The following is a 26,459-nucleotide window of genomic DNA, read 5'->3' as shown; positions in this document are numbered from 1 at the left end:
ACTACCTTAGCAGAATACACGGTGACAAGGCCGCACGGTGCGGCTATAATCCACTAGGAATTCGCGGGCCTTGTCCGCAAAAAGAAGAGAAACACACCATATACACCGTATAAAAGGGGGTTCGGATTGTCACAGACAGTCGATACAGGCAGCGGCAGGAAGACCAACCGCACCCTGGTGACGGTGGCGGTCTTCATCGCCACCTTCATGACGGCCATCGAGGGGACCATCGTCTCCACCGCCATGCCCACCATCATCGGGGACCTGCATGGGCTGTCCATCATGAACTGGGTCTACTCCATCTATCTGCTCATGACGGCGGTCACCACGCCCATCTACGGCAAGCTTTCGGACCGCTTTGGCCGCAAGCCGCTGCTGACCATCGGACTGCTGGTCTTCGTGATCGGATCCACCCTGTGCGCCCTCTCCCAGTCCATGCCCCAGCTGATCGGCGCCCGTTTTCTGCAGGGCCTGGGGGCCGGCGCCATCCAGCCGCTGACCTACACCGTCCTGGCCGACATCTATCCCCTGGACAAGCGGGCGGGCATGATCGGCCTGAACGGCTCGGCCTGGGGCATCGCCTCCATCATCGCCCCCCTGCTGGGAGGCTTCATCGTCCAGCAGATAAGCTGGCACTGGGTCTTCGCCATCAACGTGCCCATCGGCCTGCTGGTCATCATCATGATCCAGATCTTCCTGAGCGAACATATCAAGGCGCGTGAAACCCGCGTCGACTACATCGGCATCGGGCTGCTCAGCGTCTGCCTGATCTGCCTGATGCTCTGCCTGCAGAGCCTGGGATCGGCGGGCGATACGCGAATTACCCTGATCCTGGCTGCAGCCACCGTGGTCACCTTTGCCCTGCTGCTTCATGTGGAGGGCCGCCAGGAGGACCCCATCCTGCCTCTGCGGCTCTTTCGCATCAGAACCTTTGTCATCCAGAACATCTGCATGCTTCTGGTGGCCGGATTCCTGATGGGCTTCGACACCTACATGCCCATCTGGATGCAGTCTGTTTTGGGAATGAACCCCTCACTGGGCGGCTTTGTGGTCACCCCATCCTCCATTCTCTGGCTCCTGGGCGCCTACCTGGCCGGACCGTTGACCATGCATCACCCGCCGCACCGGGCCACCAACATCGGCCTGGCTTTCATCCTGACGGCCTGCATCTGCTACATAGCCGTCCCCCAAGCCACCGCCTACTGGGTCTTCCTGGTCATCTCGGCCGTGGTCGGCTTCGGCTTCGGACTGACCATCACCACCTCGACCATCACCGCCCAGAGCGTGGTGCCCTCAGGAGACGTGGGCGCCTCGACCAGCTTCAACACCCTGGCCCGCTCCCTGGGGCAGACCCTGATGGTCTCCATCTTCGGCATCGTCATGAACACGGTCATCGCCCGCGAGGTGCCTCAACATAAGGGACTGACCGAGGACATGATGAACAGCATGATCAACCCGGCCACGGCAGGGAGCATTCCATCGCGTCTGCTGGGCCCGGCCCGCACCATCGTCTTCGACGGCCTTCATTGGATCTTCCTGGTAGGCCTGGTCATTCTGATCATGGCCCTGGTGGCCAACCTCTGCGACATCCGTTCGCGCACCCTGCTGGCCGAATATCAGAACAAGGCCACGACGGCGTCTCCGGCCATTGCTGAGAAGGGCGAGCAGCAAGGGCCGCTGGCCAAACTGGATTCCTGAGGGAATCCCTTATGAAAGACAGCGAGGTGGTGGGCATCGGTTGATCCTGATGCCCACCACCTCGTTCATTGGCGCTTCTGCAGCCAGAAAAACTTACTTGCCCTTGCCGAAAGCCCGCAGCTGGGTGGCGTTCCAATCCTTGCTGGCGGTGGTGGGCATCAGGGCGTTCATGCCCGCGGTCTTGGCCGCATTGGAGACGACCCCTGGAGCCGATGCCCCAGGTCTGCCGGGTTTGGGGGTCAGCACCCAGAACGGCGCACCCTTGTTGACCATGGCCGAGGCATCCATGATGGTATCTGCCAAATCGTCCTCGGCATCGCCGTCCCGCCACCAGATGATGACCCCATCCACGGCTGCGTCATAGTCCTCGTCCACCAGCTCTTCGCCGGTCAGATCCTCGATCCTGGTCCGGATCCCGTCGTCGACATCGTCGTCCCACATCCATTCCTGAACGATATCGCCGGGATGGAAACCGAACTCTTCCGCTGTATAGGTTGTAGTCTCAGCCACGGCTTCAGCATAACAAGACTGCCGGAATTCACCAATTGGGCCGGCCTTGTCTACCTACCCTTGGTGGCTGTGCAGCGGGGCAGCCCCTCCCCCTGGCCATGGCCGATGGCCACCAGGGCCTTATAGGCCTCGTCCAAGGTGGATACCCGCACGTCGCGCAGTCCCTGTGGCACATGACCCGCCACCTGTGGGCAATTAGCCGCCGGGGCCAGGAACCAGGTGGCGCCGTCCCGCCTGGCGCCCAGCATCTTCAGCTGGATGCCGCCGATGGCACCGACCCGTCCCTTCTGGTCCATAGTGCCGGTACCTGCGATGGTCAGACCGCCTGTCTCCTGCTCCGGAGTGATCTTGTCGATGGCCCCCAGGGTGTACATGAGCCCGGCCGAGGGACCGCCGATGTCGGCCACCCTCATGCTGAACTGCAGGCCTGAGACGTCATATCCCCGGGCCTTGAGGAAGGCCAGAGCATGGGCCGAGGCAGCCTTCTGGGAGCCGTGCATATCACCCTGCTCCTGGCGCCTGTACTCCTCCACACTCTGCCCGGGAGGCACTACGGCCTCCTGGGGAAGCACCGTGGCGTGGGGGTCGGCCCAGCCCACCAGGGCATCCAGATTGGAGGCCGGATAACCGGGGATTCCGCGGGCATTGACCGTGGTCATCAGCAGACGGCCCTTGTCATGGTGGACCTGGCCGCCCTTGACCTTGATGACCGGTGAGCCTTTTGAACTTCCCAGCACATCCTGGGTGGGTCCGGGCGTCTCGATGGTATATGGCGAGGGGAGGAAAAGCGCCAGGAGGGCCAGAATGATCAGAAGACCGCCGGCCAGCATTTTGCGGGTGGGTCCGCCAAGCGTCCCGATCTGCTTTTCGGGTGCGCCTGTGGCGCAGTGATCCGATTTCCCGTGCGGAAGTGTCATAGCTCCAATATTATGGTTGATGAAGACGATAATCCCGGCAGACGTCAACCTCGATGGCGGACGGCCTGCCTTGGCGAGGACTGGAATCAAAGCAATGGACGAGAATGCAATCCACCAATGGCTCATCGAGTGCTTCGGCCCGGTGCAGGGCGAGCTGGCCTGGAGTCAGTTCTCACAGCTGCCTGAGTCCATCCGCTCGCAGATGGCGGCCCAGGGAGCCGATCAGCTGCCCAAACCCGCCGAGGTTCAGGCCCTGATTCAGGCTTTCACGGCCGGAGGGCTGAACACGCCGGCTGACATGCAGGCCCAGGCCGACCAGGGGCCCATCAACCTTGTGCTGGCCAAGAACATCGCCCTGGGACGCACCAGGGCCGACCAGTCCGATACCGCCGTCACAGCCGAGGACGGCGACCGGGTGGCCCGGGTCATGAGCGAGGCCAACCTCTGGCTGGACACCGTCTGCTCCTTCGACCCCGCCCCAGGCCAGACCGAAGCCTTGACCCGTGCCGGATGGATCGAGGGCAGCATAGACGCCTGGGTCCAGTTCGCCTCGCCTGTGGCCCAGGCGGTCAGCGAGGCCCTGACCTCCGTCATAAACCAGCGCTTCCAAGGTTTCGGCCAGGGCGAGATTTCGGGGATGTTCGCCGGACCTGTGCCCATCCCCCTGCCCGACAATCTCAAGGATCCGACCACGCTGATGAGACTGCTGGGGAACACCTCATTCGCCATGCAGCTGGGGCAGGCCGCCGGCGAGCTGGCCAAGGAGGTCCGCGGAGGATTCGACCAGGGCATCCCGCTGCTGAAGAACCCCGCCGGAGCCCTTATACCGCAGAACATCAAGGCCTACGCCAAATCATTGGAACTGGATCTGGACGAGGTCACCCGTTACATGGCCCTCAAGGAGGCCGCCCACGCCCGGCTCTACGCCGCCGTCCCCTGGCTGATGCCGCGCTTCGAGGCCCTGATCGGCAAGTACGCCCGGGGGGTCTCCATCGACCTGGACGCGGTGGAGGATCAGCTGCGCGACGCCGACCAGATCAATCCCGAATCCATCGCCGGCGCCATCAACCTCAGCAATGTCGGCATCGAGGACACCCCTGAGCAGAAGGAGGCCCTGCACAGCCTGGGCGACCTGCTGGCCCTGGTGGACGGCTGGGTGGATTGCGTGGTCTGGAATGCCGGCATGGCCCACCTGCCCCACCTGGAGCAGCTGCGGGAGATGACCCGACGCGAGCGCGCCGTGGGGGGGCCGGCCGAGCAGACCTTCGAGTCCCTGCTGGGCCTGCATCTTCACCCCAAGCGGCTGCGCGAGGCCGCCGACCTCTGGGAGCGCATCACCGCCGAGGAGGGAGTCCAGGGCCGTGACGGCCACTGGTCCCATCCTGACCTGCTGCCTTCCCTGCCTGTCAAGGTCGAAGGCGGCCAGGGCGGAGCATCCACCTCTGCAGATGGGCAATCCGAGCAGAAGGCCTCCACTTCCGCCACCTCGGTGGACTGGGATGCCGAGCTGGACAAACTGCTGAATGCCGAAGACAAGGATTCCTCTGCCGACGCTTCCGATTCCGACGCTTCAAATGACCAGGAGCATTCAGACCACGAAGCCCCCGGCAATCAGAAAAGCGCCGGCACCGATCCCAAGGACCCCGACAGCGGTCACCCGGACCAGAACAACTCAGACAAGGGCGATTCGGACGGCAACCAAGCTTGAATCGCACTCCCTCTCCCCGCGTTCCGAGGGGCCGGATCGACAGCGCTCAGCGGTGAATGAACCGGCTGGGAGCACGCCGGGCAAAGGCACTGCCGTCCTTGTGCTCCGCATAGGAAAGATGCAGGGTGTCCTCTGCTCGGGTCACCCCTACATACATAAGGCGGCGCTCCTCCTCCAGAGCATCCCCCTCGGGCGGTGAGCCAAAGGGAATCAGCCCCTCGGCACAGCCCACGATGAAGACATGGGCGAACTCCAGCCCCTTGGCAGCATGAATGGTGGAGACCGTGACCCTCCCCTGGCCCATGCCGCTCTCCAGCTGCTCCAGCACCTCATGTTTGCTCAGATCGACCGACTGGTTCTGCCAGCCCGACTCCGTGCGCACCCGGTAGCCGATCCCGCATTCGTGCAGGGCACGGCAGATCAGGGTCTGCTGGGCGTTGATCCGGGTCAGGATTGCGAACTGGCCGGGGCGGGCCCCCTTCCGGATCATGGAGGATATACGGGAGGCCACTGCCCCAGCCTCTTCACCATCGTCCTCGTAACGGGTCATCGCGACCCTGCTGCCCTCCTGGCGGGCTGATGCCAGCTTCAGGTAGTCGCCACGCACCGGCGAGCGAGCCAGAATGCCATTAGCGTAGTGAACCACTCTTCCCGTGGACCGGTAGTCGGTGGACAGGTCCAGATCGGCCTTGATTCCCGGGAATTCCTGGGGGAAGTTCAGCAGGTAGTAGGAGGTGGCCCCCGCAAAGGAGTAAATAGTCTGGGCCGGGTCCCCCACCACGCACAGGTTCTGCCTGCCGTTGAGCCAGAGCTTGAGCAACCGATGCTGCAGGGGCGAGACATCCTGGTACTCGTCCACGGTCAGCCAGCCGATGCGGTCTCGAATGTCAGCAGCAGCCTGGCCGCCCTCTTCCAAAATGTGGCAAACCAGCAGAAGAATATCGTTAAAGTCCATCTGATTATGGGCGGCCTTGGAGCTCTCGAAGACGGTGTACAGGTCGGCCATCCGCTCAGCCTCCAGACCAGCCGGCGGCAGACGGTGACTGGCCGCGCAGACCCGAACGTAGTCCTGAGGGGCGATCAGCCCCACCTTGGCCCAGTTGATCTCCGCAGTCAGGTCCCTGACCTGGCCCGGGTCGGCCTCCTCACCGCAGACCCGCTGGCAGGCGGAGGACACCAGGGGGGCCACATCCTCGATCAGATCCGGAAGATAGGTCTCGCTGACCTGGGGCCAGACCCGCCTGAGCTGGCGCAGGGCCGCCGAGTGAAAGGTCGCCGCCTGCAGGGAGGCCGACACGCCAAGCTTGGTCAGACGATCACGCATCTCGGCTGCGGCACGGACCGAAAAAGTCACTGCCAAGGTTCTGGAGGGCTCCCAGCTGCCACTGGCGCAGGCATAGGCCATCCGCCGGGTGATGGTCCTGGTCTTGCCAGCCCCGGCCCCTGCGACGATCCGCACAGGCCCGTCAAGCACAGTGGCCGCCTGCCGCTGGGCAGGATCCAGACCCTGCAGCAATCGTTCCTCATCCTCATGCACACCCCCATTGTGTCAAAGGCCGGTACCGGAACCCGCTGCGGCGTGCCCATGTGGTCAAGTGGACAACCGTATTCACAACAGTCCTTGTATTATCCTTGAGAATGTGAGTGAACGAACGAAGCTGACCCTGGCCGCCCTGGCGTCGGCCGCCATGCCCGAGGTGCCCATGACCGGCGCGCGGGACTGCGACCAGCTCAGCAGCCTTGACCGCGCACAGGGCGTGGACTGTGCGGTGGTCCAGGACGCGACCGGCAACGTCTACGACGTCTGGGCCACCAGCTCGGAAGCCGGCAAGCGCCGGTTGGCCGCTCGGGTCAAGGCGGCTCAGGCTCTGGCCGATGCCAAGGAGATGGCGGCCATGGGCTTCAGGGTCGAGCACATCCTGGCCTACCAGCCCGGCGAGAAGGCCGATAGTCCGACCGGCACCACAGCTGTTGCCGTCATGACCCACTGCCCAGGCCGAATCCGTCCCCTCCATCTGCTGACTTTGAACGAATGCACCGCCGCAGGCACCGCCATCGGCGCCATCCACCGGGTGCGCCCTGATTTTCTGAAAACCCACGGATACCCAGCCTTCTCCACTGCCCAGATCGCGGCCCAACTGCGGGGATGGATCAAGCGGCTGCGGATGGACGGCCACGTGCCCAAGGAAATCACCGATTCCTGGGCATCCATCGTGGCGACCGAGGGACTCTGGTCCTTTGAAACATGCACCGTGCATGGAGGCTTCTCCGACGGCGACCTGCTCTATGCAGGCTCCGGGCTGAGCGGTGTCTACGGCTGGCAGGACATGCAGGTCAACGATCCTGCCCGTGACCTGGCTTGGATCTTCGCCAAGCTGGATGGATCCCGCCGCAACGCAGTCATTGCAGCCTACGGCAGGATGATGGGGGCTCGGCTGGACGACCTGATCATGCTCCGAGCCAATCTCTGGCTGCAGATGGAGCAGGTGGGCGACTTCATCACCGCCCTGGATCATGCCGACAACGAACGGATCATCCAATTCAAGGCCCAGGTGGAGCGTCTGGCCCAGCAGTTGGGCGACCACGAGCAGAACCAGCGCGCCCGTCGTCAGCAGCAGACTTCCGGTTCGTCACCCACTGGGGCACCCTCCACCATCACCGTGGGCACTTTGCTCGGCGACGACAAAGCTGAAGATCCCTCCGCTGCGAAAATACAGGAGAATCCGGCATCAGAACAGGGCCTCGCCGCGGCTGATGCGGCAACCTCACCTAAGGAACCCTCCTTTGAACCCTCGGATGAGAGCTCGGCCACCATCGCCATCAGCAGGGCAGAAATGGCTGACCTGGCTCAGACCCAGACCGCCATGGACCATTCCGAAGCCAGGAACAAGCCCATCAGACAGGCCCAGAGCACAAACCTTGGCAGCGACAATCAACCCAGGCCACCAGCTGTTGCTCCTGTTGCCAAAGAAGAGGAATCAGGCCTGAGCGATCATTTCCGCGGCATCGGCAGTCCAGCCACCAGCGACAAGGATACGGATGGCGAGGCGAACCCAGAGGCTGCAACGAGCGACCCGTCCGTAGACAGCCAGTCCTCGAACCCCGCTGGGGCAGGAGAGGCCGCTTCCCAGCCGCATGATGCCTCGTCAGCTCAAGCCCTCGCCAGCGATCAGGCTGAGACCGTCGTCATTCCCAGAAAGCCCCTGCCCGAGCAGACCCCCACGCTCACTGCAGACGGACAGGCATCGGCATCACCGCCGGAAAGCGGCTCTTCCCCGGAGGGGCATCAGGGAGACGCTTAGAGCGTAATCACCCGGGCCAGCGAATAATGAGACCGGAAGAACCGTGGGCCGGCAGGTCTGGGCGACGGAAAACAACCTTGGAGGTAGCAATGGATATCGAATTCGGCATCAAAAATGTGGCCCGGACGGTCAACTTCAGCACCAATGCCAAGGCGGACGAGGTGGCTGCCCACATCGCCCAGGCCCTGAACGAGGGCGGACCCATCGATCTGGTGGACGACAAGGGCCGGCACATCATTGTTCCTAAGGAATCCCTGGGCTACGCAGTGGTCGGTTCGGACACCACCCATCCGGTCGGCTTCGGTGTCCTGGGAGGCTCCTCCGACTGAGGCTGTGATCGCCTGACGGGGGCGGCCGGGTCCTTGTGGTCCGACCGCCCCCGATTCGTATCCGCTAACCCTTCCAGGCCACCGGACGGCTCCCCCGGGCCCTGTCCACGATTCGGGCCACCACCTCGTCACTGGTGCTGTTCTCCCCCATGCGATTGGGCTTGCCTTGGCCGTGCCAGTCCGATCCTCCGGTCACCAGCAGCCCCCAGCGCTGGGCCAGGGCCAGCAGCCGTCGGCGCTGCTCGGGCGGATTGTCCCGATGCCAGACCTCCAGGCCTCCCAGTCCCTCCCCGGCCAGAGCGGCGATCTGCTGATCGGAGAGCAGGACGGGATTGCGACTGACTGCACCGGGGTGGGCGACGACCAGGACGCCGCCTGCATGGTTGACGGCTGCCAGCACCTGGTGGGTGGTCGGCGAGGGCGTTGGCAGGTAGTAGGCGCTTCCGGAGGAGCAGACCCCGGCGAAGGCCTGGCTGCGGTCGGCATAGACACCGGCCTTGACCAATGCATCGGCGATATGCGGGCGGCCCACCGTGGTCTTCGACCCCTCCTTGACCTGATCCAGCACATCCTGCCAGGTGATCGGGTAATCCCGGGAGATCCGCTCGACCATGGTCCTGGTTCTGGTCAGCCTGGCCTCCCTGGTCTTGGCGAAGAGCCCGGCGATGACCGGATCCTCAGGATCATAGAGGTAGGCCAGCATGTGAACCGAGACATGGCCATCCTGGGCGGTGATTTCGGTGCCTGGCAGCAGGGGCATTCCCAGGTCCTGGGCCGCCTGACGGGCCTCATCCCAGCCCGCATTGGTGTCATGGTCGGTGATGGCCAGACCCTCCAGTCCCAACTGTTGCGCCTGCTCGACCATTCCCCGGGGCGTCACGGTGCCGTCGGAGAACACGGTGTGGCAGTGCAGGTCCCAGCCGGAGACCGTGACAGTATCCTCATGCGTCATGCCTCCATCCTAAACTCGTGAACGCGTTCCCGTCTCAGAGAACCCTCCCGACCATTGAGGTGATGGACCCCATGAGCGAACCGACCTCGTCAGCCCCTTCCAGCTATCTGATCGCCGCCCTGACCTCGTTTGCGGCGCTCTACGCCAGCCTGGTCCTGTCAGCGGAAACCCTGCAACTGGCGCGTCACCCCCAGGGCCAGCTCAGCTGTGACATCAACTCGGTGGTCTCCTGCTCAGCCGTGGCCCAGTCCCCCCAAGCCGAGCTGATCCGCCTGGGCACACTGCCGATCCCCAATGCCTTTCTGGGGCTGGTCGCTGAGGCTGTCTTCCTGACGCTGGCCGTAGTGGGTCTGTGCCGTATCAAGATGCCTGCGCTGCTGGCGGCAGGGACCTGGCTGGCCTCGCTTGCCGCCCTGGCCTATGCGCTTTGGCTGTTCACGCAGTCGCTCTTCGTCATCCACGCCCTCTGCCCCTGGTGCCTGGTCATGACCTTCGCCACCAGCCTGCAGTTCATGGCCTTCAGCCATGCCACGGTCATCCAGCAGGGTCTGCCGCGCAAGAGGTCGGGATGGCTGCTGACCTACTATCAGCGGCACTTCGATCTGATGGTCGACCTGGTCTGGCTGGTCGCCCTGGCCACTATCGTCCTGGCTGTGGAGGGATCCGCCCTCTTCGGCTGATCAGCAGTCTGGCACATGCTCCAGGGTCAGACGGGCGACCATTCTGGCCGGTCCAGTCAGCCACACATCCTGCGAATCCACATCCACCTTCAGACGGCCCCCGCCCACCTGGATGGTCCAATGGTCGACCCCGGTCAGGGCTCGCAAGAGCACGCCGCTGGCGCACAGACCGGTACCGCAGGACAGGGTCTCGCCCACCCCACGCTCATAGACCCTCATGGTGGCCCGACCGCTGCCATTGTCGGCATCCAGGGCATCCAGACGCAGGAATTCCACATTCTGCCCCTCAGCCAGCCCGGGCCTGACCCGCGGCGGGGCCGACAGATCCAGATCGCCCGGATCGGGCAGGTCGGTCCTAGCCAGTAGTTCGGTCACGGTCCCGGGCAGTCCACCGGCCTCCAATTCGGCAGCGACTGCAGTCAGGACGACTGCATGAGGATTGCCCATATCCACCATGGTGCCAGGAGCCGAGCCTCCCAAGGCTCCGCCATCGACAAGCTGCTGCCCCACCGGCCCCATCCGCCAGGCCCCGACCTTGACCTTGAACACATGATCGCCGTCGCACTTCATCGGACTGCGCGAGACGATCCGCTTGACCCCGGCCCGGGTACCCAGCAGGAAGGAGGCGCCTTCCATAGTCGGCGTCAGCCCCTGCTTCTGGGCGAAGAGGGTGATGGCCCGGGTCCCGTTGCCGCACATCTGAGCCAAGGAACCGTCCGCATTGCGATAGTCCATGAACCACTGGCAGCCGAAACGGTCGCAGGCATCCACCTGCTCCTGGTTCAGGTCGCTGACATCGGCCGGGTGGGTCAGCCGGATGACCCCGTCGGCTCCGACCCCGAAATGACGGTCGCACAGCCAGCGCACCTGGTCGGCCGTAGGCTCCAGATCCCCCCGGGGATCGGCGTAGACCACGAAATCGTTACCGGTGGCTTGCATTTTGTAAACAGTCCGGGGAATACTCATGTTTGTAGCGTACGGCCCTTCGGCGACAGGCTAGGGTGGTTCTTCGGCTGCGAAAGGAGCGGATCAGATGACATCAGATGCACCGATCGGGATCTTCGACTCCGGACTCGGCGGTCTGAGCGTCACTGCAGCCATCCGCAACCTCCTTCCTCAAGAAAACCTGCTCTACTTTGGCGATTCCGCCTACGCCCCCTACGGCATCAAGAAGCCGGATCAGATCACCCAGCGCTGCCAGGTCATTGGCGACCGGTTCATGGACCAGGGCGTCAAGGCCATGGTCATCGCCTGCAACACCGCCACCAGCGTCTGCGTGGATGAAATGCGCCGACGCTACCCGGTCCCGGTCATCGGCATGGAGCCGGCCCTGAAGCTGGCTTGCACACGTGGCGGAGGCCGACCCCAACGGGTACTGGTCACGGCCACCCCGCTGACCTTGAAGGAGGCCAAGTTCTCACGCCTGATGGCACGTTTCTCCGGCAAGCACACCATCCTGACCCAGCCCTGCCCGGATCTGGTGACCATTGTGGAGTCTGACAGGCTGAATGACCAGGCCCTGGTCGATGCCACCCTGCACCATTATTTGGACCCCTATGACCTGCAGACCCTGGATGCCCTGGTCCTGGGCTGCACCCACTTCGTCTTCTTCCGCCAGTCCATCGCCCGCATCTGCCCGCCAGGCCTGGCGCTGATCGACGGCAACCCTGGAACGGCCCGCCACCTCAAGGATCTGCTGGCCCAGGCCGATGCCCTCAACCCGGGCCCCGGCACCGGCAGAGTAGAGATCGCCAACTCCGATCCCTCACCGGCCATGCTGGATTTGTCCAAGCGGCTGCTGGCCTCCTGCCGCCCCTGAACGGCTTGTCCAACGTTCGCGCATAAGCTGTCATCAAGCTCGGATATCTGTCAGGAAACGAGGTGCCATGGCACGCAAAAGAACAGCCGTCATCGACGTAGGCGGCGGCTACCGGTCCATCTTCGGCGCCGGCGTCTTCGACCGCTGCATGGAGCAGGGCATCACCTTCGATCACTGCTACGGGGTCTCGGCCGGCAGCGCCAATCTGGCCTCATTCCTGTCGGGCCAGCTCAGACGCTGCTACCGCTTCTACACCGTCTACTCCTCCCGCAAGGAGTACGCGAGCGTGAGCAACTTCCTGACCAAGCACACCTTCGTCGACCTGGACTACGTCTATGGCAAACTGTCGGCCCACGACGGGGAATGCCCGCTGGATTACCAGGCTCTGAAGGCCAATCCGGCCCTGTTCACCGTAGTCGCCTGCAAGGCCACTGACGGATCCACCGTCTACTTTGACAAGTCCGACCTGGCCCAGGACAACTATGACATCCTCAAGGCCTCATCCACCGTGCCGGTGGCCAACAAGCCCTACATGATCGATGGGGTGCCCTATCTGGACGGCGGCATCGCCGACCCGGTCCCGGTCCGCAAGGCCATGGACGAGGGCTACGAGCGCATCGTCCTGGTTCTGACCCGCCAGAGGGATATTCTGCGCGAACAGAAGAAGGATGTCCTGCCGGCCCGGATCCTGGCCAGAACTTATCCGGCGGCCGGCGAGCGCCTGATGGAGCGCTACCGCACCTACAACGACGAGGTGGCCCTGGCCAAGCAGGCCGAAAAGGAGGGTCGGGTGCTGATCCTGGCCCCTGACAGCCTGTGCGGACTGACCACGCTGAGCAAGTCGCTCAAGGGACTCAACGCCATGTACGACAAGGGCTATCGGGCCGCCGAGGCCATAGCCGACTTCCTGAAAAGCTGAACCCCGACCCCGCAGGACCTGCCATGCGGAAATTGCTTCTTAGGACACGGCCTTACAGAGCCGGCGTCCCGGCCCCGCCCTCTGCGCCCGCACTCCTGCGGCCGTGGCGGGGATCCGCACTGCCCTGGGTGCTCTGGGCGGTCATCAGCGCTGCGGTCATCTGGTTGAAGAGCTCGTTGTAACCCCCAGGGGTCGCCGCAGGCAGAACCAGGGTCTTGGCATTGTCGGACTCGGCCAGCGAGCGCATCACATCCAGATATTGGTTGAAGAGCACCACATTGTTGACCGCATCGATATCCATGCCCACGGCCCGCAGACTGTTGATCTGGTCCACAATGCCGTTGGCGATCTCCCGTCGGTAGTTGGCCTGGCCCTCGCCCTGCATCCTGGTCTTCTCGGCATCGGCCCTGGCCTGGGTCTCGATCTCGATCCGACGGGCCTCGGCACGCTCCCTGGTGGCCTCCTTCTCACGCTGGGCCGCGTTGATGGAGTCCATGGCCTGCTTGACCTGGGTGGAGGGGTCGATAGCCGTGACCAGGGTCTTGATGACCGAGAACCCGAAGCGCTGCATCTCCTGGCCCACGGTCTGCTGCACGTCGGAGGCGATGTCGTCCTTGCGGGCGAAGGCGTCATCCAGGCTCAGGGCGGGAATGGCCGACCTGAGGGCGTCCTCCATATAGGAGCGCAGCTGGCCCGCCGGGTCGACCAGCTCGTAGTAGGCCGTAGACACGTTGGCCGCCTCCACCCGGAACTGTGCGGAGACCTCCACGGTGACGAAGACGTTGTCCTTGGTCTTGGTCTCCAGCTTGACGTTCAGCTGGTTGACCCGCAGGTTGGTCTTGGCGGCTATCCGGTCCACCAGGGGGATCTTGGCGTGGATGCCCGCCAGCGCCACCCGATGGTATTTGCCGAAGCGCTCGATGACGTCCGCCTGCTGCTGGGGCACCACGAAAATCCCCAGAAGGAAGATGATCAGCGCCAGGACCAGCACGGCGATCACAATGGCGATGCCCAGATGCATGAGTGTTCTCCTTCGAGCTTAAAACCCTTGGGGCCGGACCTGAGAACCGCACCATTCCGGCCTTTCCTCTCATCACCATACATGATGGACTCGTCTGAACAATCGGTTCGGGCGCATAAGCCGTAATAGACTCGGCTTTACGAGCCTTCAACCCGAAAGGATGAATATGGCAAAACTACGCGGCATCGACGCCGAAATCTTCCCCCTGGTCCTGGGCGGCAACACTTTCGGATGGACCAGCGACGAATCCGAGTCTGACCAGGTCCTGGACGCTTACACGCAAGCCGGGGGCAACCTGATCGATACAGCCGACGTTTACTCGGCCTGGGCCCCAGGCCACTCCGGCGGCGAGTCCGAGATCGTCCTGGGCCGCTGGCTGGCCAAGAACGGCAACCGAGACAAGGTCCTGGTGGCTACCAAGGTCAGCCAGCACCCCCAGTACTCAGGCCTGTCAGCCAAGAACATCGAGGCCGCCGCCGACGCCTCGCTGCTCAGGCTGGGCCTGGATGTGATCGATCTCTACTACGCCCACTACGACGACAGCTCCACCCCCTTGGAGGAGACTGCGGCAGCCTTCGACAAGCTGGTCAAGGAGGGCAAGGTCCGGGCCATCGGCCTGTCCAACTACACGCCTGACCGGATCCGCGAATGGTTCAGCATTGCACGCAAGGAGGGCCTGACCCTGCCGGTGGCTCTGGAGCCCCAGTACAACCTGGTCTACCGCAAGGACTATGAGAATGGCCTTATGCCAGTTGCCAAGGACGAGGATCTGGCGGTCTTCCCCTACTTCTCACTGGCTTCGGGCTTCCTGACGGGCAAGTACCGGACCATGGACGACCTCAAGGGCAAGCAGCGCGAGGGCATGGTCAAGGACTTCTTCACCCAGGAGGGACTGGACGTGGTCGCTGCCATGGACGGCATCGCCAAGGCCCACGGGGTCGAGCTGGCCACCGTAGCCCTGGCCTGGCTCAACCACAGGCCTGGGATCGCAGCCCCCATCGCCTCTGCACGCACCCCCGAGCAGCTGCCGGCCCTTCTGGCCGCTGCCCATCTGGAACTGAGCGACCAGGATATACAGACCCTGGACCAGGTCAGCGACAAGGTCAAGGGCTGATCAACAGCCGGCGCTCCATCGCAATATTGCCAGCCGCACGGCCAAGCGTGGCGCAGACGAGCACCTAGCCAGGCAGGTCGTATGAAAAAGGGCTTCCATCTCCTGTCAGATGGAAGCCCTTTTCATGCAATTATGATCAGGCTTTGACCAGGTCGACCTGCGGCTGGTCCATATCGCCAGCATTGACGGTCAGACTGGTGGCTAGGGTCTCGCGGGCGATCAGGTCGCTGAACTGCTGAGCCTTGGAGGCATCCTCCTTGGGGAGGGTCAGGGTCAGCCGAATCCGGTCAGCGATGTCCAGGCCAGCGGTCTTCCGAGCATCCTGAACCTGGCGGATCAGATCCCTGGCATAGCCCTCCGCCAGGAGATCGTCGTCCAGCTGGGTGTCGAGAATGACGAAGCCGCCGGTGGGCAGGGCTGCGGAGGCCGAACGATCAGCCTGGGAACCATCCTCCTGCTCGATCCGGTTGTCCAGCTCGTATTCGCCGGGTTCCAGGGCCACCGCTCCGTCGGGGGTGGTGACGACCACCTGGCCGTCCTGCTCGGACCAGTCGCCCTGCTTGGAAGCCTTGATGACGAACTGGACCTGCTTGCCCAGCCGGGGTCCGGCCGCACGGGCGTTGACCTTGAGATCGTGGATGATCCGCAGACCATGCTGACCGGCCTGGTCCAGGGTGCAGAACTCCACCTCCTTGATGTTGAGCTCGGACTTGAGCACGTCCACGTAGGGGCGGGCCGCGTCGGGGTCACGAACCACCACGGTCAGCAGGGACAGGGGCTGGCGGACGCGAATCTGCTCGGCCTTGCGCAGGGCCAGGGTGGCCGAAACCACCTCGCGGACCTTCTCCATGGCGGCTACCAGGGCAGGATCGTCACGCAGGACCTGTCCCAGTTCGGTCTCCTGCCCGGTGGCCTCGTCGGCCAGGAAGGGCCAGTCGGCCAGATGGACCGACTCGCCACCGGTCAGGCCCCGCCAGATCTGCTCGGCTTCCATGGGCGCCAGGGGGGCCAGAAGGCGGGCGAAGGCCTCCAGAACCGTGTAGAGGGCGTCGAAGGCCTGGTGGTCCTCGCCCCAGAAGCGGTCACGGTTGTTGCGGATGTACCAGTTGGTCAGCACATCGATGAAGTCGGTCACCGCATCGCAGGCCTCCGAGATGGCGAAGTCGTCCAGGGCCTTCTGCACCGACTGGATCAACCGACGGGTGCGTGCCAGCAGGAAGCGGTCCATCTCCGGCAGGTCGGCCACACGCTCCGGCGTCAGCGCCTGGGCCTGGTAGCCGGCGCCCTTGTTGGCCGCGTTGGCATAGAGCGTGTAGAAGTAGTAGGAGCTCCAGACCGGCAGCATGACCTGGCGGACCGTGTCGCGGATGCCATCGGCGGTGACGACCAGGTTGCCGCCGCGCAGGATGGACGAGCTCATCAGGAACCAGCGCATGGCGTCGGATCCGTACTTGTCGAAGACCTCGTTCACATCCGGATAGTTGCGCAGGTGCTTGCTCATCTTCTGGCCGTCGGAGCCCAGGACGATGCCATGGCAGATCACGTTCTTGAAGGCCGGGCGGTCGAAGAGGGCCGTGGACATGATGTGCATGGTGTAGAACCAGCCGCGGGTCTGGCCTATGTACTCGACCACAAAATCACAGGGATCCCTGTCCTCGAAGTACTGCTTGTTTTCGAAGGGGTAGTGGAACTGGGCGAAGGGCATGGAGCCCGACTCGAACCAGCAGTCCAGCACATCGGTGATCCTGTGCATGGTGGATTTGCCGGTGGGGTCGTCAGGGTTGGGCCTGGTCAGCTGGTCGATCCAGGGCCGATGCATGTTGATCTGCCCCTTGTCATCAGTCGGGTAGCGGCCGAAGTCCTTCTTGAGCTCATCCAAGGACCCGTAGACGTCCACCCGAGGATACTTGGGATCGTCCGAGACCCAGACCGGGATGGGCGAGCCCCAGAACCTGTTGCGGGAGATGGACCAGTCGCGGGCATTGGCCAGCCACTTGCCGAACTGGCCGTCCTTGACGTTTCCGGGGATCCAGTTGATCTGCTGGTTGAGCTCCAGCAGACGGTCCTTGATCTTGGTCACGGAGACGAACCAGCTGGAGACCGGCTTGTAGATCAGCGGGGTGCCGCAACGCCAGCAGTGGGGGTAGGAGTGGACGTAGCTCTTCTCCTGGAAGAGGAGGGCCCGGTGCTCGGCTGGGATCTGTGCCAGGGGGCCATCGCCTGCGCGCAGGTTGCGGACGATGGGCATGTTGGCCTCGAAGGCCTGCAGGCCCTGGTAGTCAGGGCACTGCTCGGTGAAGACTGCGCCTGCATCGAGCACGTCCACGCTGCGGATGCCCTTGGCGTTCAGGGTGTTCATATCGTCCTCGCCATAGGGAGCCTGGTGGACCAGGCCGGTGCCCTCCACGGTGTCGACGTAATCGGCCGTGTAGATGGTATAGGCATTGGGGCCGGGGGTGCCGCCCTCGGATTCAGCCTGCTCTCCGGCGAAGTAGGGGAAGACCGGCCAGTACCGCCAGCCCTCCATCTCTGACCCTTTGAGGGTGCGGACCACCTGGTAGTCCTCCCCCAGCTGCTTGGCGTAATCGCCCAGACGGGCCGTGGCGATGTAGAAGCGCTTGCCGGCGAAGGGCCCGGAGACCGGACTGACCTCCGAGTACTCGATATCAGCGCCGACCACGATGGCCAGGTTGGTGGGGACGGTCCAGGGGGTGGTGGTCCAGAAGACGGCATAGGCGTCCTCGTCCCTGAGCTTGACGGCCACGGAGACGGTGGTGTCCTGGCGGTCCTGGTAGACATCGGCATCCATGCGCAGCTCATGGTTGGACAGCGGGGTCTGATCCTTCCAGCAATAGGGCAGCACCCGGTAGCCCTCATAGGCCAGGCCCTTCTCGTAGAGGGTCTTGAAGGCCCACATGACCGACTCCATGTAGGAGACATCCAGGGTCTTGTATCCGTGGTCGAAGTCCACCCAGCGGGCCTGACGGTGGACGTAGTCCTTCCACTCGCTGGTGTACTTGAGCACTGAAGCGCGGCAGGCGTCGTTGAACTTCTCGATGCCCATCTGCTCGATCTGATCCACGCTGTCGATGCCGAGCTCGCGCTGAGCCTCCAACTCGGCGGGCAGGCCGTGGGTGTCCCAGCCGAAGACCCTCTTGACCTTGTGACCCTTCATGGTCTGGTAGCGGGGAATGACATCCTTGACGTAGCCGGTCAGCAGGTGCCCATAGTGGGGCAGGCCGTTGGCGAAGGGCGGGCCATCGAAGAAGACGAACTCGTTGTCGGCATGATCGCCGGAAGGGCGACGGTCTACTGACTTGTTGAAGGTGTCGTCATGGTCCCAGTAGTCCAGAACGGACTCCTCCATATGGGGGAAGGAGGGATTGGGCTTCACCTTGGCCAGAGCCGGGTCCACCACCGCCTTGGGATAGACTGCGCCATCCCGTTTTGTCGCATCTGAGGTATCAGTGGTCTGATTCACCGTTCACGCTCCTCGCTGGTCGTTCATGTCGCCATGTCGAGGACGAGGGACCCATGGGGCCCACCGCGGTACCACCTCGCTTGCCCGGCCAATGACCTGCGCCGGACCGCTTGAACTGGGCTATGCGGGCCCGCCCGTCGGTTCTACTGAGGATCGCCGCAAGCGAACCCGTTCTTCCGAGGGCTCCCCGCTGATGACGGATCAAGGCCCATTGGTGACCAGATTATACCATCCTCAGGAAACCTGATCTGCCCGTTCGCATAACGAAACAGTCGTCAGGACTGGAAGCGTTCAGGATGGCGCGGATCGCCCGGCAGATCATCCAGAGTGTTCTCGGCACCTAGCGCCTGCCGCCAGAAGTCCAGAGAGTGCCCATAGGGGCTGGCCTGCCCGCCGTGGGCCTGCAGGTCGGCCTTGGCCTGGAGCACGTCCTCCTCGCTCACCCCGTCCAAAAGCCCGACAAGTCCGGCGAATCGATCCGAGTCGTAGAAGATACCGCCGACGATCTCCAGAAGTCGGCTGGCCCGTTTCATAGGCAGGGAATCCCAGTGCCTGAGCTCGATGTAATTCTTCAAACGGACGTCGTTGAAGTGCGTGGTCAGGATGTGCGCTATCTCGGCATCGTTGAGCCGGCGGTCAGGATAGATCTCCCCGGCGTTCTCATGCCAGGCAATGAAGAACTGCCGACCCTGCGGCCCGTCCACCTCAGGGGTGTGGGAGACATCCGCCACCATGAGCGGGGTGGAGAGCATATCCACGGCGTAGTCCTCCCAGCCGAAGCCGTCCTCGAACAGCCCCGGAATCAGGCCTGTGCGCTGGGTGTCGAGCCAATCCCAGATCCGCTGGCGTCGCAGGGGCATGCGGTTGGGCTTCCCCTCAAAGATCGGAGTATTGCGGAAGAAGTAGGCCAAAATGGGCCCGATAGCCGTACCCAGACGGATCTTGGCGATGGCATCGTCCTCATCCCGGTAATCGATGCTTATCTGGGTGGAGGCGGTGCTGCGCATCATCATGGGCCCGCACTGGCCGATGCGGCCCAGGTAGGTGTTCATGACCGCATAGCGTTCCTTGGGATTGAGGCCCACATCCGCATAGGACCCAGCCGGACGGTACCCATATTCGACCAGACGGAACCCCAGCCGCTCGGCGATGGGGTCGGCCTCGGCACGGAAACGACGGTAGAGATCCTCGAATTCCCGGCTGTCGCGCACCACGCCCAGGGAGCACTCCACCTGGCTTCCGGGCTCCAGGGAAACCACGCAGCCCGGCCTGCTCAGCCCGACCAGGTGGCCATCCTCCCGGTATTCCTTATCACCGTCGTAGCAGGGCTCCAAGGCCGACAGCAGAGCCTCGATGCCCCGCTCCCCCTCATAGGGAACCGGAGCGTCGGACCCGTCGTTGCGCACCGGCAGATGCTCGATCTCAATACCGAACCGCCACTGGGACCGTGGTTTGGATCCGCGTGTGAAGTAGTCGACCAGGCTGGCCACATGCCGAGGATTTGGGACCGTCAACAGGTGCGCATACCCAGCGCCTACGCTTTTCCTCATGCTGCAATGGTAGAAGCGGGCGAGGGCCATGGGCAACCAACACGCGAGGAGTTGCGCTATCGGAGGGCCGTCAGCCCACGGTCACCGTCACAGCCTGCAGGTCTTCCCTGCGCGAGGAGGATCCCACCAGCACCTGGAATTGACCGGGCTCGACCCTGCGATTGCAGTCGGCATCAACCAGGGCCCACTCGGCCACCGGAAGATCGAAAACCACCTTCCGGGTCTGCCCTGGATCCAGCTGAATCCTTTGGAAGGCCTTGAGCTCGCGGTCAGCCCAGCTGACCGAGGTCACCAGGTCGCTGATGTAGGCCTGGACCACCTCGGTGCCTGGCCGCTGGCCGGTGTTGGTCAGGTCCACAGTCACCCTGACCCTGTCTTCAGGGCCGACGGCATCCGATCCGTCGACCTGGGGCTTTCCGTAGGCAAAGGTGGTGTAGCCCATCCCCTGGCCGAAGGCGAAGGCCGGCTCCTGGGTCAGGTCGGCATAGCGGTCACCATGCTGGCCCCGGATCTGGTTGTAGTAGACCGGCAGCTGGCCTGCGTGCCTGGGAAAAGTGATAGGCAGTCTGCCTGTGGGCTCAACCATGCCGGTCAGAATCCTGGCCAAGGCACGACCGCCCTGCATACCAGGATCGGGCTGCCAGATCAGAGCCTTGGCCGACTGTGCGGACGGAGGCAGGACCAGGGGCTTGGAGGACATGAGCACGATGACCATGGGCTTGCCCGTCTGTGCCAGGGCGTCCAGCAGATCGCGCTGAGGACCGTAGAGCTCCAGGGTGGCAGTCGAACGGCCCTCGCCCACCAGCTGGACCACGTCGCCTACCACAGCAACCACCAGGTCGCTTTGCCTGGCCAGGCCTACGGCCCTGTCGAAGCGGCCCTGATCGATCCTGGCCGGGGCCGCCACCCTGGGCCTGGGCTGGCCATCAGGGAAGAGCGGACCCGCGGGATCGTCAACCAGACGGAGCATGTCGACGCCCTGCTCGCAGCCGAGCCGCCAGTTTTCAGGCAGCTCCTGGCGCAGACCGTCGGCCACGGTCGAGATCATCTCCCGAGGCTGGTCCTTGATCCAGTCGCACTGACCCGAACCGCCGGCCCAGTCCCCCAGCTGGTTCTGGGCATCGTCGATCAGCGGACCGACCAGGGCGATGCTGTGCGCTGAGTCATCACCGGGGCGGCCATCGGCATCCACCCCGCCGAACAGGGGCAGGATGCCGTCATTCTTCAAAAGGACTGCCGACTCCTGGGCCACCTGGAGGTTGAGCTCCTGGTGCTCCGGTGAGTTGATGACCGCCTTCTGGGCCTCGGGGTCGGGCAGACGCGGATCCTCGAAGAGCCCCATGCGGAATTTCAGGGCCAGGATGTGCCTGACCGCCCGGTCGAGGTCCTCCTCACGCAGCAGCCCGGCATCCAGCGCATCCAAGGCCCCCTGGTAGAAGCCGGGCGTGGTCATGATCAGATCGTTGCCGGCCTTGACGGCGGCTGCAGCGGCCCTGGTGTAGTCGGGCTGCACCTTCTGCTCCCAGACCATCCGGCCCACATTGTCCCAGTCGGTGATCAGGGTGCCCTGGTAGCCCCACTCCCCTCGAAGCACGTCGTTGAGCAGCCAGTTGTTGATGGTGACCGGTACCCCGTCGATGGACTCGTAGCCCAGCATGAAGGTGGCCACACCCTCCTTGGCCAGGCGCTCGAAGGGCGGCAGGAACCAGGAGAGCAGCTTACGGTGCGAGAGGTCGGCCTCGGAGGCGTCACGCCCACCCTGGGTCTCGGAATAGCCGGCGAAGTGCTTGGCCGTGGCCAGCACAGCATCCTTGGGCAGGGTCCCGGTCATGGCTGATCCGCCCTGGTAGCCGCGCACCATGGCCGAGGCCATCTCGCCGATCAGGAAGGGGTCCTCGCCGAAGGTCTCGTCCACCCGGCCCCAGCGGGTGTCCCTGGCGATGCATAGCACCGGGGAGAAGGTCCAGTGGACGCCTGTCGTGGCGACCTCCTGGGCTGTGGCCCGCCCCATCCGCTGAACCAGTTCAGGATCGAAGGATGCTGCCATGCCCAGCTGCTCGGGAAAAATAGTAGCCCCGCGGAAGAAGGAATGGCCGTGGATGCAGTCGTCCCCGATCAGCAGGGGAATGCCAAGACGGGTGCGATGAACGGCCTTGTCAGCCTTGATCATGTTCTGCGGAGAGACATGCAGCAGGGATCCAGCATGCTGGTCCACCACCTCCTTGTCCACTCCCTGGCGAGCATCGAGCTGCATCATCTGGCCCACCTTCTCCTCCCGGGTCATCCGTCCCAGCAGATCAGCCACCCGCTCATCCACGCTCAGGTCGGGATTGCGGTAGGGCAGATCCCCTGTCAACTTCCTTGATGCCATCTGGGCACCTTCCTTTCTTACTGAGCACTCATCCACTCATATTTGCGTCCGGTCAGTCTGAAGCCGATCAGACTGAAGCCGGTCTACCGGACGATGATTGCCAGATCCCAGGGTCCGATGGTCATGGACTGTCCCTGGTCCACATGAGCCCCTGGATCAGCCTGCCCGTCAGCCACCAGCAGATGCCCCCCGTAGGGCGCGTCCAGCTTGACCTCCTTGGACGAATAATTGAGCAGGTAGGCGACCTGCTCCCCCAGGGCGTTGATGCCCTCACGCACGGTGACCAGGCCAGCCAGATCCCGGGCAGGACCGCTCAAGCCAGCCGCATCCGCCGCATCCGAAAGCAGCTGCCGCATGCCCTGGGCCGACGGCAGAGTGCCGATCCACTCCGCGCTGCCGTGGCCGTAATCATGACGGGTCACAGCCGCATACCGCTCCCAGACCGGGTGGTCATAGGATGCCAGGACCTGCGTGTCGGAACGCGGATTCAGCAGCTCGATCAGCCCCTGGCAGGCCGGTCCAACCTGGTCGGCTTCGGCTCCATGCAGATCCAGGGTCAACCCCTTGCCGGGACGGGTGAACTGGTTGTAGTCGATGCCGAACACGTCGGTCAACAGGTGCGGAGCCTTCTCATGCCAGACCTTGAGGTTCTCGTCCGACACAAAGGAGCGCAGCGTGGCCACCAGGTGACCTCCCTGATGGACGTAGTCGGCCAGGGCCGTCAACGTATCCTCATCGGTGCTGTAGAGGGCAGGGACCACGACCATGGCGTAAGAGTCCAGATGGGACCGGTCAGCCTTGTCGCTGATGAAATCGCACTCGATGTTGAGCTCGAAGAGGGCATCGTAGACCCGTCTGACCACATCGTTGTAGGAGATCTGCCCCTGCTGACGGGGGAAACCGGTCTCCAGGGAGAACCAGTCCAAGGCGGTCAGGGAGTCGTTGCCCACCATGATGGCGACCTTGTTGCGCTTTTGAAGGTTGATCAGGCGCTCACCCACACCCTTCTGCGCTATCTGCCTGCCGAACTGGCCGGCCTCCTCATAGGTGGGGTTGGGTTCCATGTCCTGTGAAAGCAGCCCCTTCCAGTAGGTTTCAAAGGAGTTGTGGATGGAATGCCAGTGCCAGTACATGACCCCGTCAGCCCCCGAGGCCAGATGGCTGTATGCCTGCAGCCTCAGCTGCCCGGGGTAGGGCAGCCAGCCGTTCTGCCCCTGGGCGTCGGTTTCCAGAACCAGGTAGTTGGCACCGCCCTTCAGGCTGCGGGTCATGTCCCCGCCGAAGGCGATCTCCTTGCCGGTCAGGTCATCTTCAGAAGGGTGGTAAATGTCCGCGCCGGCCACATCCAGGCATTCGGCCGCTTCGAAATGATCGACGGCGGGCTGAAGGCCGTATGACCAGCCTGGGCTCCAGTCGAAATCGAAGTTGTGGGTGACGAATTGGTCCTCGCGGGCATATTCGCGCACGATGTCAGCCTCCCAGGCCAGGTAGCGGCTGACCTGGCTGCGGCGGAAGCGGTCGAATGCCGAACCAAGGGAGGCGTTGATGGTCCCGGTCAGATCGGGAAAATCCTCCCAGGAGTCGATCCTGTTTGACCAGTAGTCAAGGCCAAAGGCCGCATTGAGACAGCCCAGGTCATTGCCAAAACGCCGTCGCAGATCCTTGACGAAGAGCCGTTGCATGTCGGGCGATACACAGTCGTAGTACTTGGTTTCGTTGTCGACCTGGTAGCCGATCACCTGGGGGTTGTCGGCCACATGGCTCACCAGCCTGCGGATGACGCGCTCGCCATAGTACCGGTAGGAGGGGTTGACGATGTCCATGATCTGGCGAGCGCCATACCGGCTGGGACCCTTGGGGGTGTCCGCCAGAACATCCGGATGCATGGCGACCAGCCAGGCGGGGACGGCATAGGTGGGCGTGCCCACGATGACCTGAATACCGAAGCGTTCAGCAGCATCCAGCACCCGGTCCACATGGCTGAAGTCGAATACGCCAGGCTGGGGCTCCAGGGTGCTCCAGGTGGATTCGGCGATGCGAATGGTGTTGATGCCGGCGGACTTCATCATGGACATGTCCTTGTCCACCCGCTCATAGGGCATGTATTCGTCGTAGTAGGCGCATCCGAAGATCAGCCTGTCCGGAAGGCGCGTGCTGCCCGCATTGTCTGACATGATGAACTCCAATCTTGATTGACGGGACTCAATTCATAGAGCGATGGTGCTGAAAGATCGCGGCTCCAGCTTTGACTGGAAGCCTTGGCTTTCTTCCCTAGTCCATCCCAGATCGGTTGACGGCTCCAAGGCAGCCTTATGCGCCTGCAGCGGTTCCGAATCATCCAATGCCAGGGTTGTTGAGTCGCTCATGGTGCCGATATCTTTCAACTAGTCTTCTCTGACACTTCCAATGGTGGAAAAATCCATATCTACTGATCATTAGATAATGATATACCTAACAGGCTTTCAATGGTTCTGTCAAGTCATCGACCCAATGCAGGTCCACGAGTGCCACGGCTTCTTTTTCTCTTCCCAGAAGAGTCGGAACCCTGCTTTAGGCGAGCCATACCCCTTTTGCTGTTGCCGATACGCCCCCATGTACCATAGGTATCAAACCACCGGGAGGATCCAGACATCCAAAAGCTGTGAAAAGGAGCCGCAAGACCAGGAAATGACGAGCCGTACCAGAAAATCACCAGAGGTGAGACGTGCGGAAATCACACAGGCCGCTGCCCGCCTCATCAGCCAACATGGGTACAACGGCATATCGCTCAAAGACGTCGCTGACATGGTAGGGATGTCGCAACCGGGCGTCCTTCATTATGTGGGCAGCAAGGAAGGCCTGCTCTCCCTCTTGGTCACGGATATCTATGATGCCGATGGCACGCCAGAGGAATTCCTGCAGACCGGCCTTCCCGGGTCCGACCCCGAACATCCGCATCTTCCGGCCTATTTTGACTATTTGGTCGCCCACAATGCCGACCAGCCCGAACTCACACAGCTGTATACGGTCCTAGAGACAGAGGCCATTTCGGCCAGCCACCCCTTGCATGATTATTTCATCCGCAGGCCGGCAGAGGTCTGGAAGCGCTATTCTGAATTCCCCTGGCTGCTTCCTGATGGCATAGCGTGGGCAACAGACATGCAGGACAAGGTGAGGATGAGTCTGGAAGTCATGGACGGCATACAGATACGGCTGCTGCGTGAGCCGAAAATCGACTACATCCAGGAATGGGACCGGTTCAAAGCGCTGATTTTTCCCTCACCACTCTGGGATGGATATTGCTGATCAGCACAGGCATTGCAGTGGCCAAACCGCAGTTGCCGGACACCAGCCGACAGGGACATCCAAGGAAGCAGCAACCAATCAGCCTTCCTGATCCATCCTGAAAGGCCGGGCATCGTAAGGCGCTTGATACCGACGATCCCCCCAGTAGTATTCATAATCGTGGTCACTGATGGGACGGACGACCTTGCAGGGGTGGCCGTAGGCGACCACATCAGAGGGGATGTCCTTGGTGACCAGGGACCCTGCCCCGATGACCGTGTTGTCGCCGATGGTCACTCCCGGCATGACGATGGCGCCTGCTCCGATCCATACATTCCTGCCTATGCTGACCGGAACCGAGAACTGGGGCGTTCCATATACGCGTATATCGGGGCGAATGGTGTGCCCCGTGGTGACGATGCTGACGTTGGGTCCGAACATGGTGTGATCGCCTATGTCAATGCGTCCGTCGTCGACCAGAACCAGGTTGAAGTTGGCGTAACATTTGCTCCCCCAGTAGGTGTTGCAGGCCCAATTGGCCCGCACTGGCCCCTCAATCCAGCTGCCTTCGCCGAATGAACCGAACATCTCTTTGCAGAGGTCCCGCTTTTTCTCCGCCTGGCTGGGACGGCAGGCGTTGAACTCGAAGACCAGATCCTGCTGGGCGTCCTGGACCTGCTTCATTTCGGGTGTATCGGCAATGTAGATCTGGTCGGTGTCCAGCAGAGCCTTGATCTTTTCGCGGCTGGTCATGGGAAACCCCTCTTTCCTTGATCTTCGTGGTTCAGCAGCTCCAAGGCCGGCGGGTTAGTCCCGGAACCGGC

At 63.0% G+C, this 26,459-nt stretch carries 21 protein-coding genes; 9 read left to right on the top strand and 12 right to left on the bottom strand.

Annotation, left to right across the window (positions count from 1 at the left end; genetic code table 11):
• Positions 1 to 126 precede the first annotated feature (126 nt).
• The gene (locus tag RAM15_RS02195; RefSeq protein WP_306221874.1) at positions 127 to 1,698 is read left to right on the top strand and encodes an MDR family MFS transporter; all 1,572 of its coding nucleotides are present in this window, start codon (positions 127 to 129) and stop codon (positions 1,696 to 1,698) included.
• 93 nt (positions 1,699 to 1,791) lie between these two features.
• Here RAM15_RS02195 and RAM15_RS02190 read toward each other — a convergent pair whose 3' ends face one another.
• Both RAM15_RS02190 and RAM15_RS02185 read right to left on the bottom strand, forming a co-directional pair.
• Positions 1,792 to 2,208 (bottom strand): DUF3052 domain-containing protein, encoded by a 417-nt coding sequence (locus tag RAM15_RS02190; protein ID WP_045924062.1) that lies wholly within the window; start codon positions 2,206 to 2,208, stop codon positions 1,792 to 1,794.
• 50 nt (positions 2,209 to 2,258) lie between these two features.
• A complete protein-coding gene (locus RAM15_RS02185) occupies positions 2,259 to 3,125 on the bottom strand; it encodes a YlbL family protein (RefSeq protein WP_306221873.1) in 867 nt (288 codons plus the stop codon).
• Positions 3,126 to 3,219: 94 nt separating this feature from the next.
• Between RAM15_RS02185 and RAM15_RS02180 the strand changes: the two genes are divergently transcribed.
• A complete protein-coding gene (locus RAM15_RS02180) occupies positions 3,220 to 4,833 on the top strand; it encodes a zinc-dependent metalloprotease (protein WP_306221872.1) in 1,614 nt (537 codons plus the stop codon).
• 46 nt (positions 4,834 to 4,879) lie between these two features.
• Here the strand turns inward: RAM15_RS02180 and RAM15_RS02175 are convergent, their stop codons facing one another.
• Positions 4,880 to 6,370 (bottom strand): ATP-dependent helicase, encoded by a 1,491-nt coding sequence (locus tag RAM15_RS02175; RefSeq protein WP_306221871.1) that lies wholly within the window; start codon positions 6,368 to 6,370, stop codon positions 4,880 to 4,882.
• A gap of 103 nt (positions 6,371 to 6,473) precedes the next feature.
• Here RAM15_RS02175 and RAM15_RS02170 point away from each other — a divergent pair, with 103 nt between their 5' ends.
• Both RAM15_RS02170 and RAM15_RS02165 read left to right on the top strand, forming a co-directional pair.
• The gene (locus tag RAM15_RS02170) at positions 6,474 to 8,135 is read left to right on the top strand and encodes a phosphotransferase (protein ID WP_306221870.1); all 1,662 of its coding nucleotides are present in this window, start codon (positions 6,474 to 6,476) and stop codon (positions 8,133 to 8,135) included.
• An 89-nt stretch (positions 8,136 to 8,224) separates the two neighbouring features.
• Entirely contained in the window at positions 8,225 to 8,464 is a 240-nt protein-coding gene (locus tag RAM15_RS02165) for a DUF3107 domain-containing protein (RefSeq protein ID WP_024627268.1), read from the top strand.
• 64 nt (positions 8,465 to 8,528) lie between these two features.
• Here the strand turns inward: RAM15_RS02165 and RAM15_RS02160 are convergent, their stop codons facing one another.
• Positions 8,529 to 9,416: a PHP domain-containing protein gene (locus RAM15_RS02160; protein WP_306221869.1), complete on the bottom strand. Its 888-nt coding sequence runs from the start codon at positions 9,414 to 9,416 to the stop codon at positions 8,529 to 8,531.
• A gap of 71 nt (positions 9,417 to 9,487) precedes the next feature.
• Between RAM15_RS02160 and RAM15_RS02155 the strand changes: the two genes are divergently transcribed.
• Entirely contained in the window at positions 9,488 to 10,096 is a 609-nt protein-coding gene (locus RAM15_RS02155) for a vitamin K epoxide reductase family protein (protein WP_306221868.1), read from the top strand.
• Here RAM15_RS02155 and dapF read toward each other — a convergent pair whose 3' ends face one another.
• On the bottom strand, positions 10,097 to 11,062 hold the full coding sequence (gene dapF / locus RAM15_RS02150) for a diaminopimelate epimerase (RefSeq protein WP_306221867.1): 966 nt from the start codon (positions 11,060 to 11,062) through the stop codon (positions 10,097 to 10,099). It lies immediately after the preceding gene.
• 67 nt (positions 11,063 to 11,129) lie between these two features.
• Here dapF and murI point away from each other — a divergent pair, with 67 nt between their 5' ends.
• Both murI and RAM15_RS02140 read left to right on the top strand, forming a co-directional pair.
• Positions 11,130 to 11,915: a glutamate racemase gene (gene murI, locus RAM15_RS02145; protein WP_306221866.1), complete on the top strand. Its 786-nt coding sequence runs from the start codon at positions 11,130 to 11,132 to the stop codon at positions 11,913 to 11,915.
• Between the two features lie 67 nt (positions 11,916 to 11,982).
• Complete coding sequence (locus RAM15_RS02140) at positions 11,983 to 12,834, top strand: patatin-like phospholipase family protein (RefSeq protein ID WP_045924054.1); 852 nt, start codon at positions 11,983 to 11,985, stop codon at positions 12,832 to 12,834.
• A gap of 52 nt (positions 12,835 to 12,886) precedes the next feature.
• On the opposite strand, the gene RAM15_RS02135 is transcribed toward RAM15_RS02140, so the two are convergent.
• Positions 12,887 to 13,855, bottom strand: a complete 969-nt coding sequence (locus RAM15_RS02135; protein WP_306221865.1) for an SPFH domain-containing protein — start codon at positions 13,853 to 13,855, stop codon at positions 12,887 to 12,889.
• Positions 13,856 to 14,021: 166 nt separating this feature from the next.
• Here RAM15_RS02135 and RAM15_RS02130 point away from each other — a divergent pair, with 166 nt between their 5' ends.
• A complete protein-coding gene (locus RAM15_RS02130; protein WP_306221864.1) occupies positions 14,022 to 14,969 on the top strand; it encodes an aldo/keto reductase in 948 nt (315 codons plus the stop codon).
• Positions 14,970 to 15,105: 136 nt separating this feature from the next.
• Here the strand turns inward: RAM15_RS02130 and ileS are convergent, their stop codons facing one another.
• The 5 genes from ileS to RAM15_RS02105 all read right to left on the bottom strand — a co-directional run bounded on the left by ileS (position 15,106) and on the right by RAM15_RS02105 (position 24,737).
• Complete coding sequence (gene ileS, locus RAM15_RS02125; protein WP_306221863.1) at positions 15,106 to 18,450, bottom strand: mupirocin-resistant isoleucine--tRNA ligase; 3,345 nt, start codon at positions 18,448 to 18,450, stop codon at positions 15,106 to 15,108.
• Positions 18,451 to 18,725: 275 nt separating this feature from the next.
• Positions 18,726 to 20,000: a glutamate-cysteine ligase family protein gene (locus RAM15_RS02120; protein ID WP_306221861.1), complete on the bottom strand. Its 1,275-nt coding sequence runs from the start codon at positions 19,998 to 20,000 to the stop codon at positions 18,726 to 18,728.
• A 70-nt stretch (positions 20,001 to 20,070) separates the two neighbouring features.
• Positions 20,071 to 22,371: a glycoside hydrolase family 3 N-terminal domain-containing protein gene (locus RAM15_RS02115; RefSeq protein ID WP_306221860.1), complete on the bottom strand. Its 2,301-nt coding sequence runs from the start codon at positions 22,369 to 22,371 to the stop codon at positions 20,071 to 20,073.
• A gap of 83 nt (positions 22,372 to 22,454) precedes the next feature.
• The gene (locus RAM15_RS02110) at positions 22,455 to 24,545 is read right to left on the bottom strand and encodes a beta-galactosidase (RefSeq protein ID WP_306221859.1); all 2,091 of its coding nucleotides are present in this window, start codon (positions 24,543 to 24,545) and stop codon (positions 22,455 to 22,457) included.
• 33 nt (positions 24,546 to 24,578) lie between these two features.
• Complete coding sequence (locus tag RAM15_RS02105) at positions 24,579 to 24,737, bottom strand: hypothetical protein (protein ID WP_306221858.1); 159 nt, start codon at positions 24,735 to 24,737, stop codon at positions 24,579 to 24,581.
• Positions 24,738 to 25,038: 301 nt separating this feature from the next.
• Between RAM15_RS02105 and RAM15_RS02100 the strand changes: the two genes are divergently transcribed.
• Complete coding sequence (locus RAM15_RS02100; RefSeq protein WP_306221857.1) at positions 25,039 to 25,656, top strand: TetR/AcrR family transcriptional regulator; 618 nt, start codon at positions 25,039 to 25,041, stop codon at positions 25,654 to 25,656.
• 78 nt (positions 25,657 to 25,734) lie between these two features.
• Here RAM15_RS02100 and RAM15_RS02095 read toward each other — a convergent pair whose 3' ends face one another.
• Positions 25,735 to 26,388, bottom strand: coding sequence for a sugar O-acetyltransferase (locus tag RAM15_RS02095; RefSeq protein ID WP_306221856.1), 654 nt, complete (start codon positions 26,386 to 26,388; stop codon positions 25,735 to 25,737).
• Positions 26,389 to 26,459 lie beyond the last annotated feature (71 nt).

The organism is Bifidobacterium asteroides (genome assembly GCF_030758775.1).
In the GTDB taxonomy this organism is placed as follows: Bacteria; Actinomycetota; Actinomycetes; order Actinomycetales; family Bifidobacteriaceae; genus Bombiscardovia; species Bombiscardovia kimbladii.
Note: the sequence above shows the minus strand (reverse complement) of the source record. Positions and strands in the feature narration are given on the sequence as shown.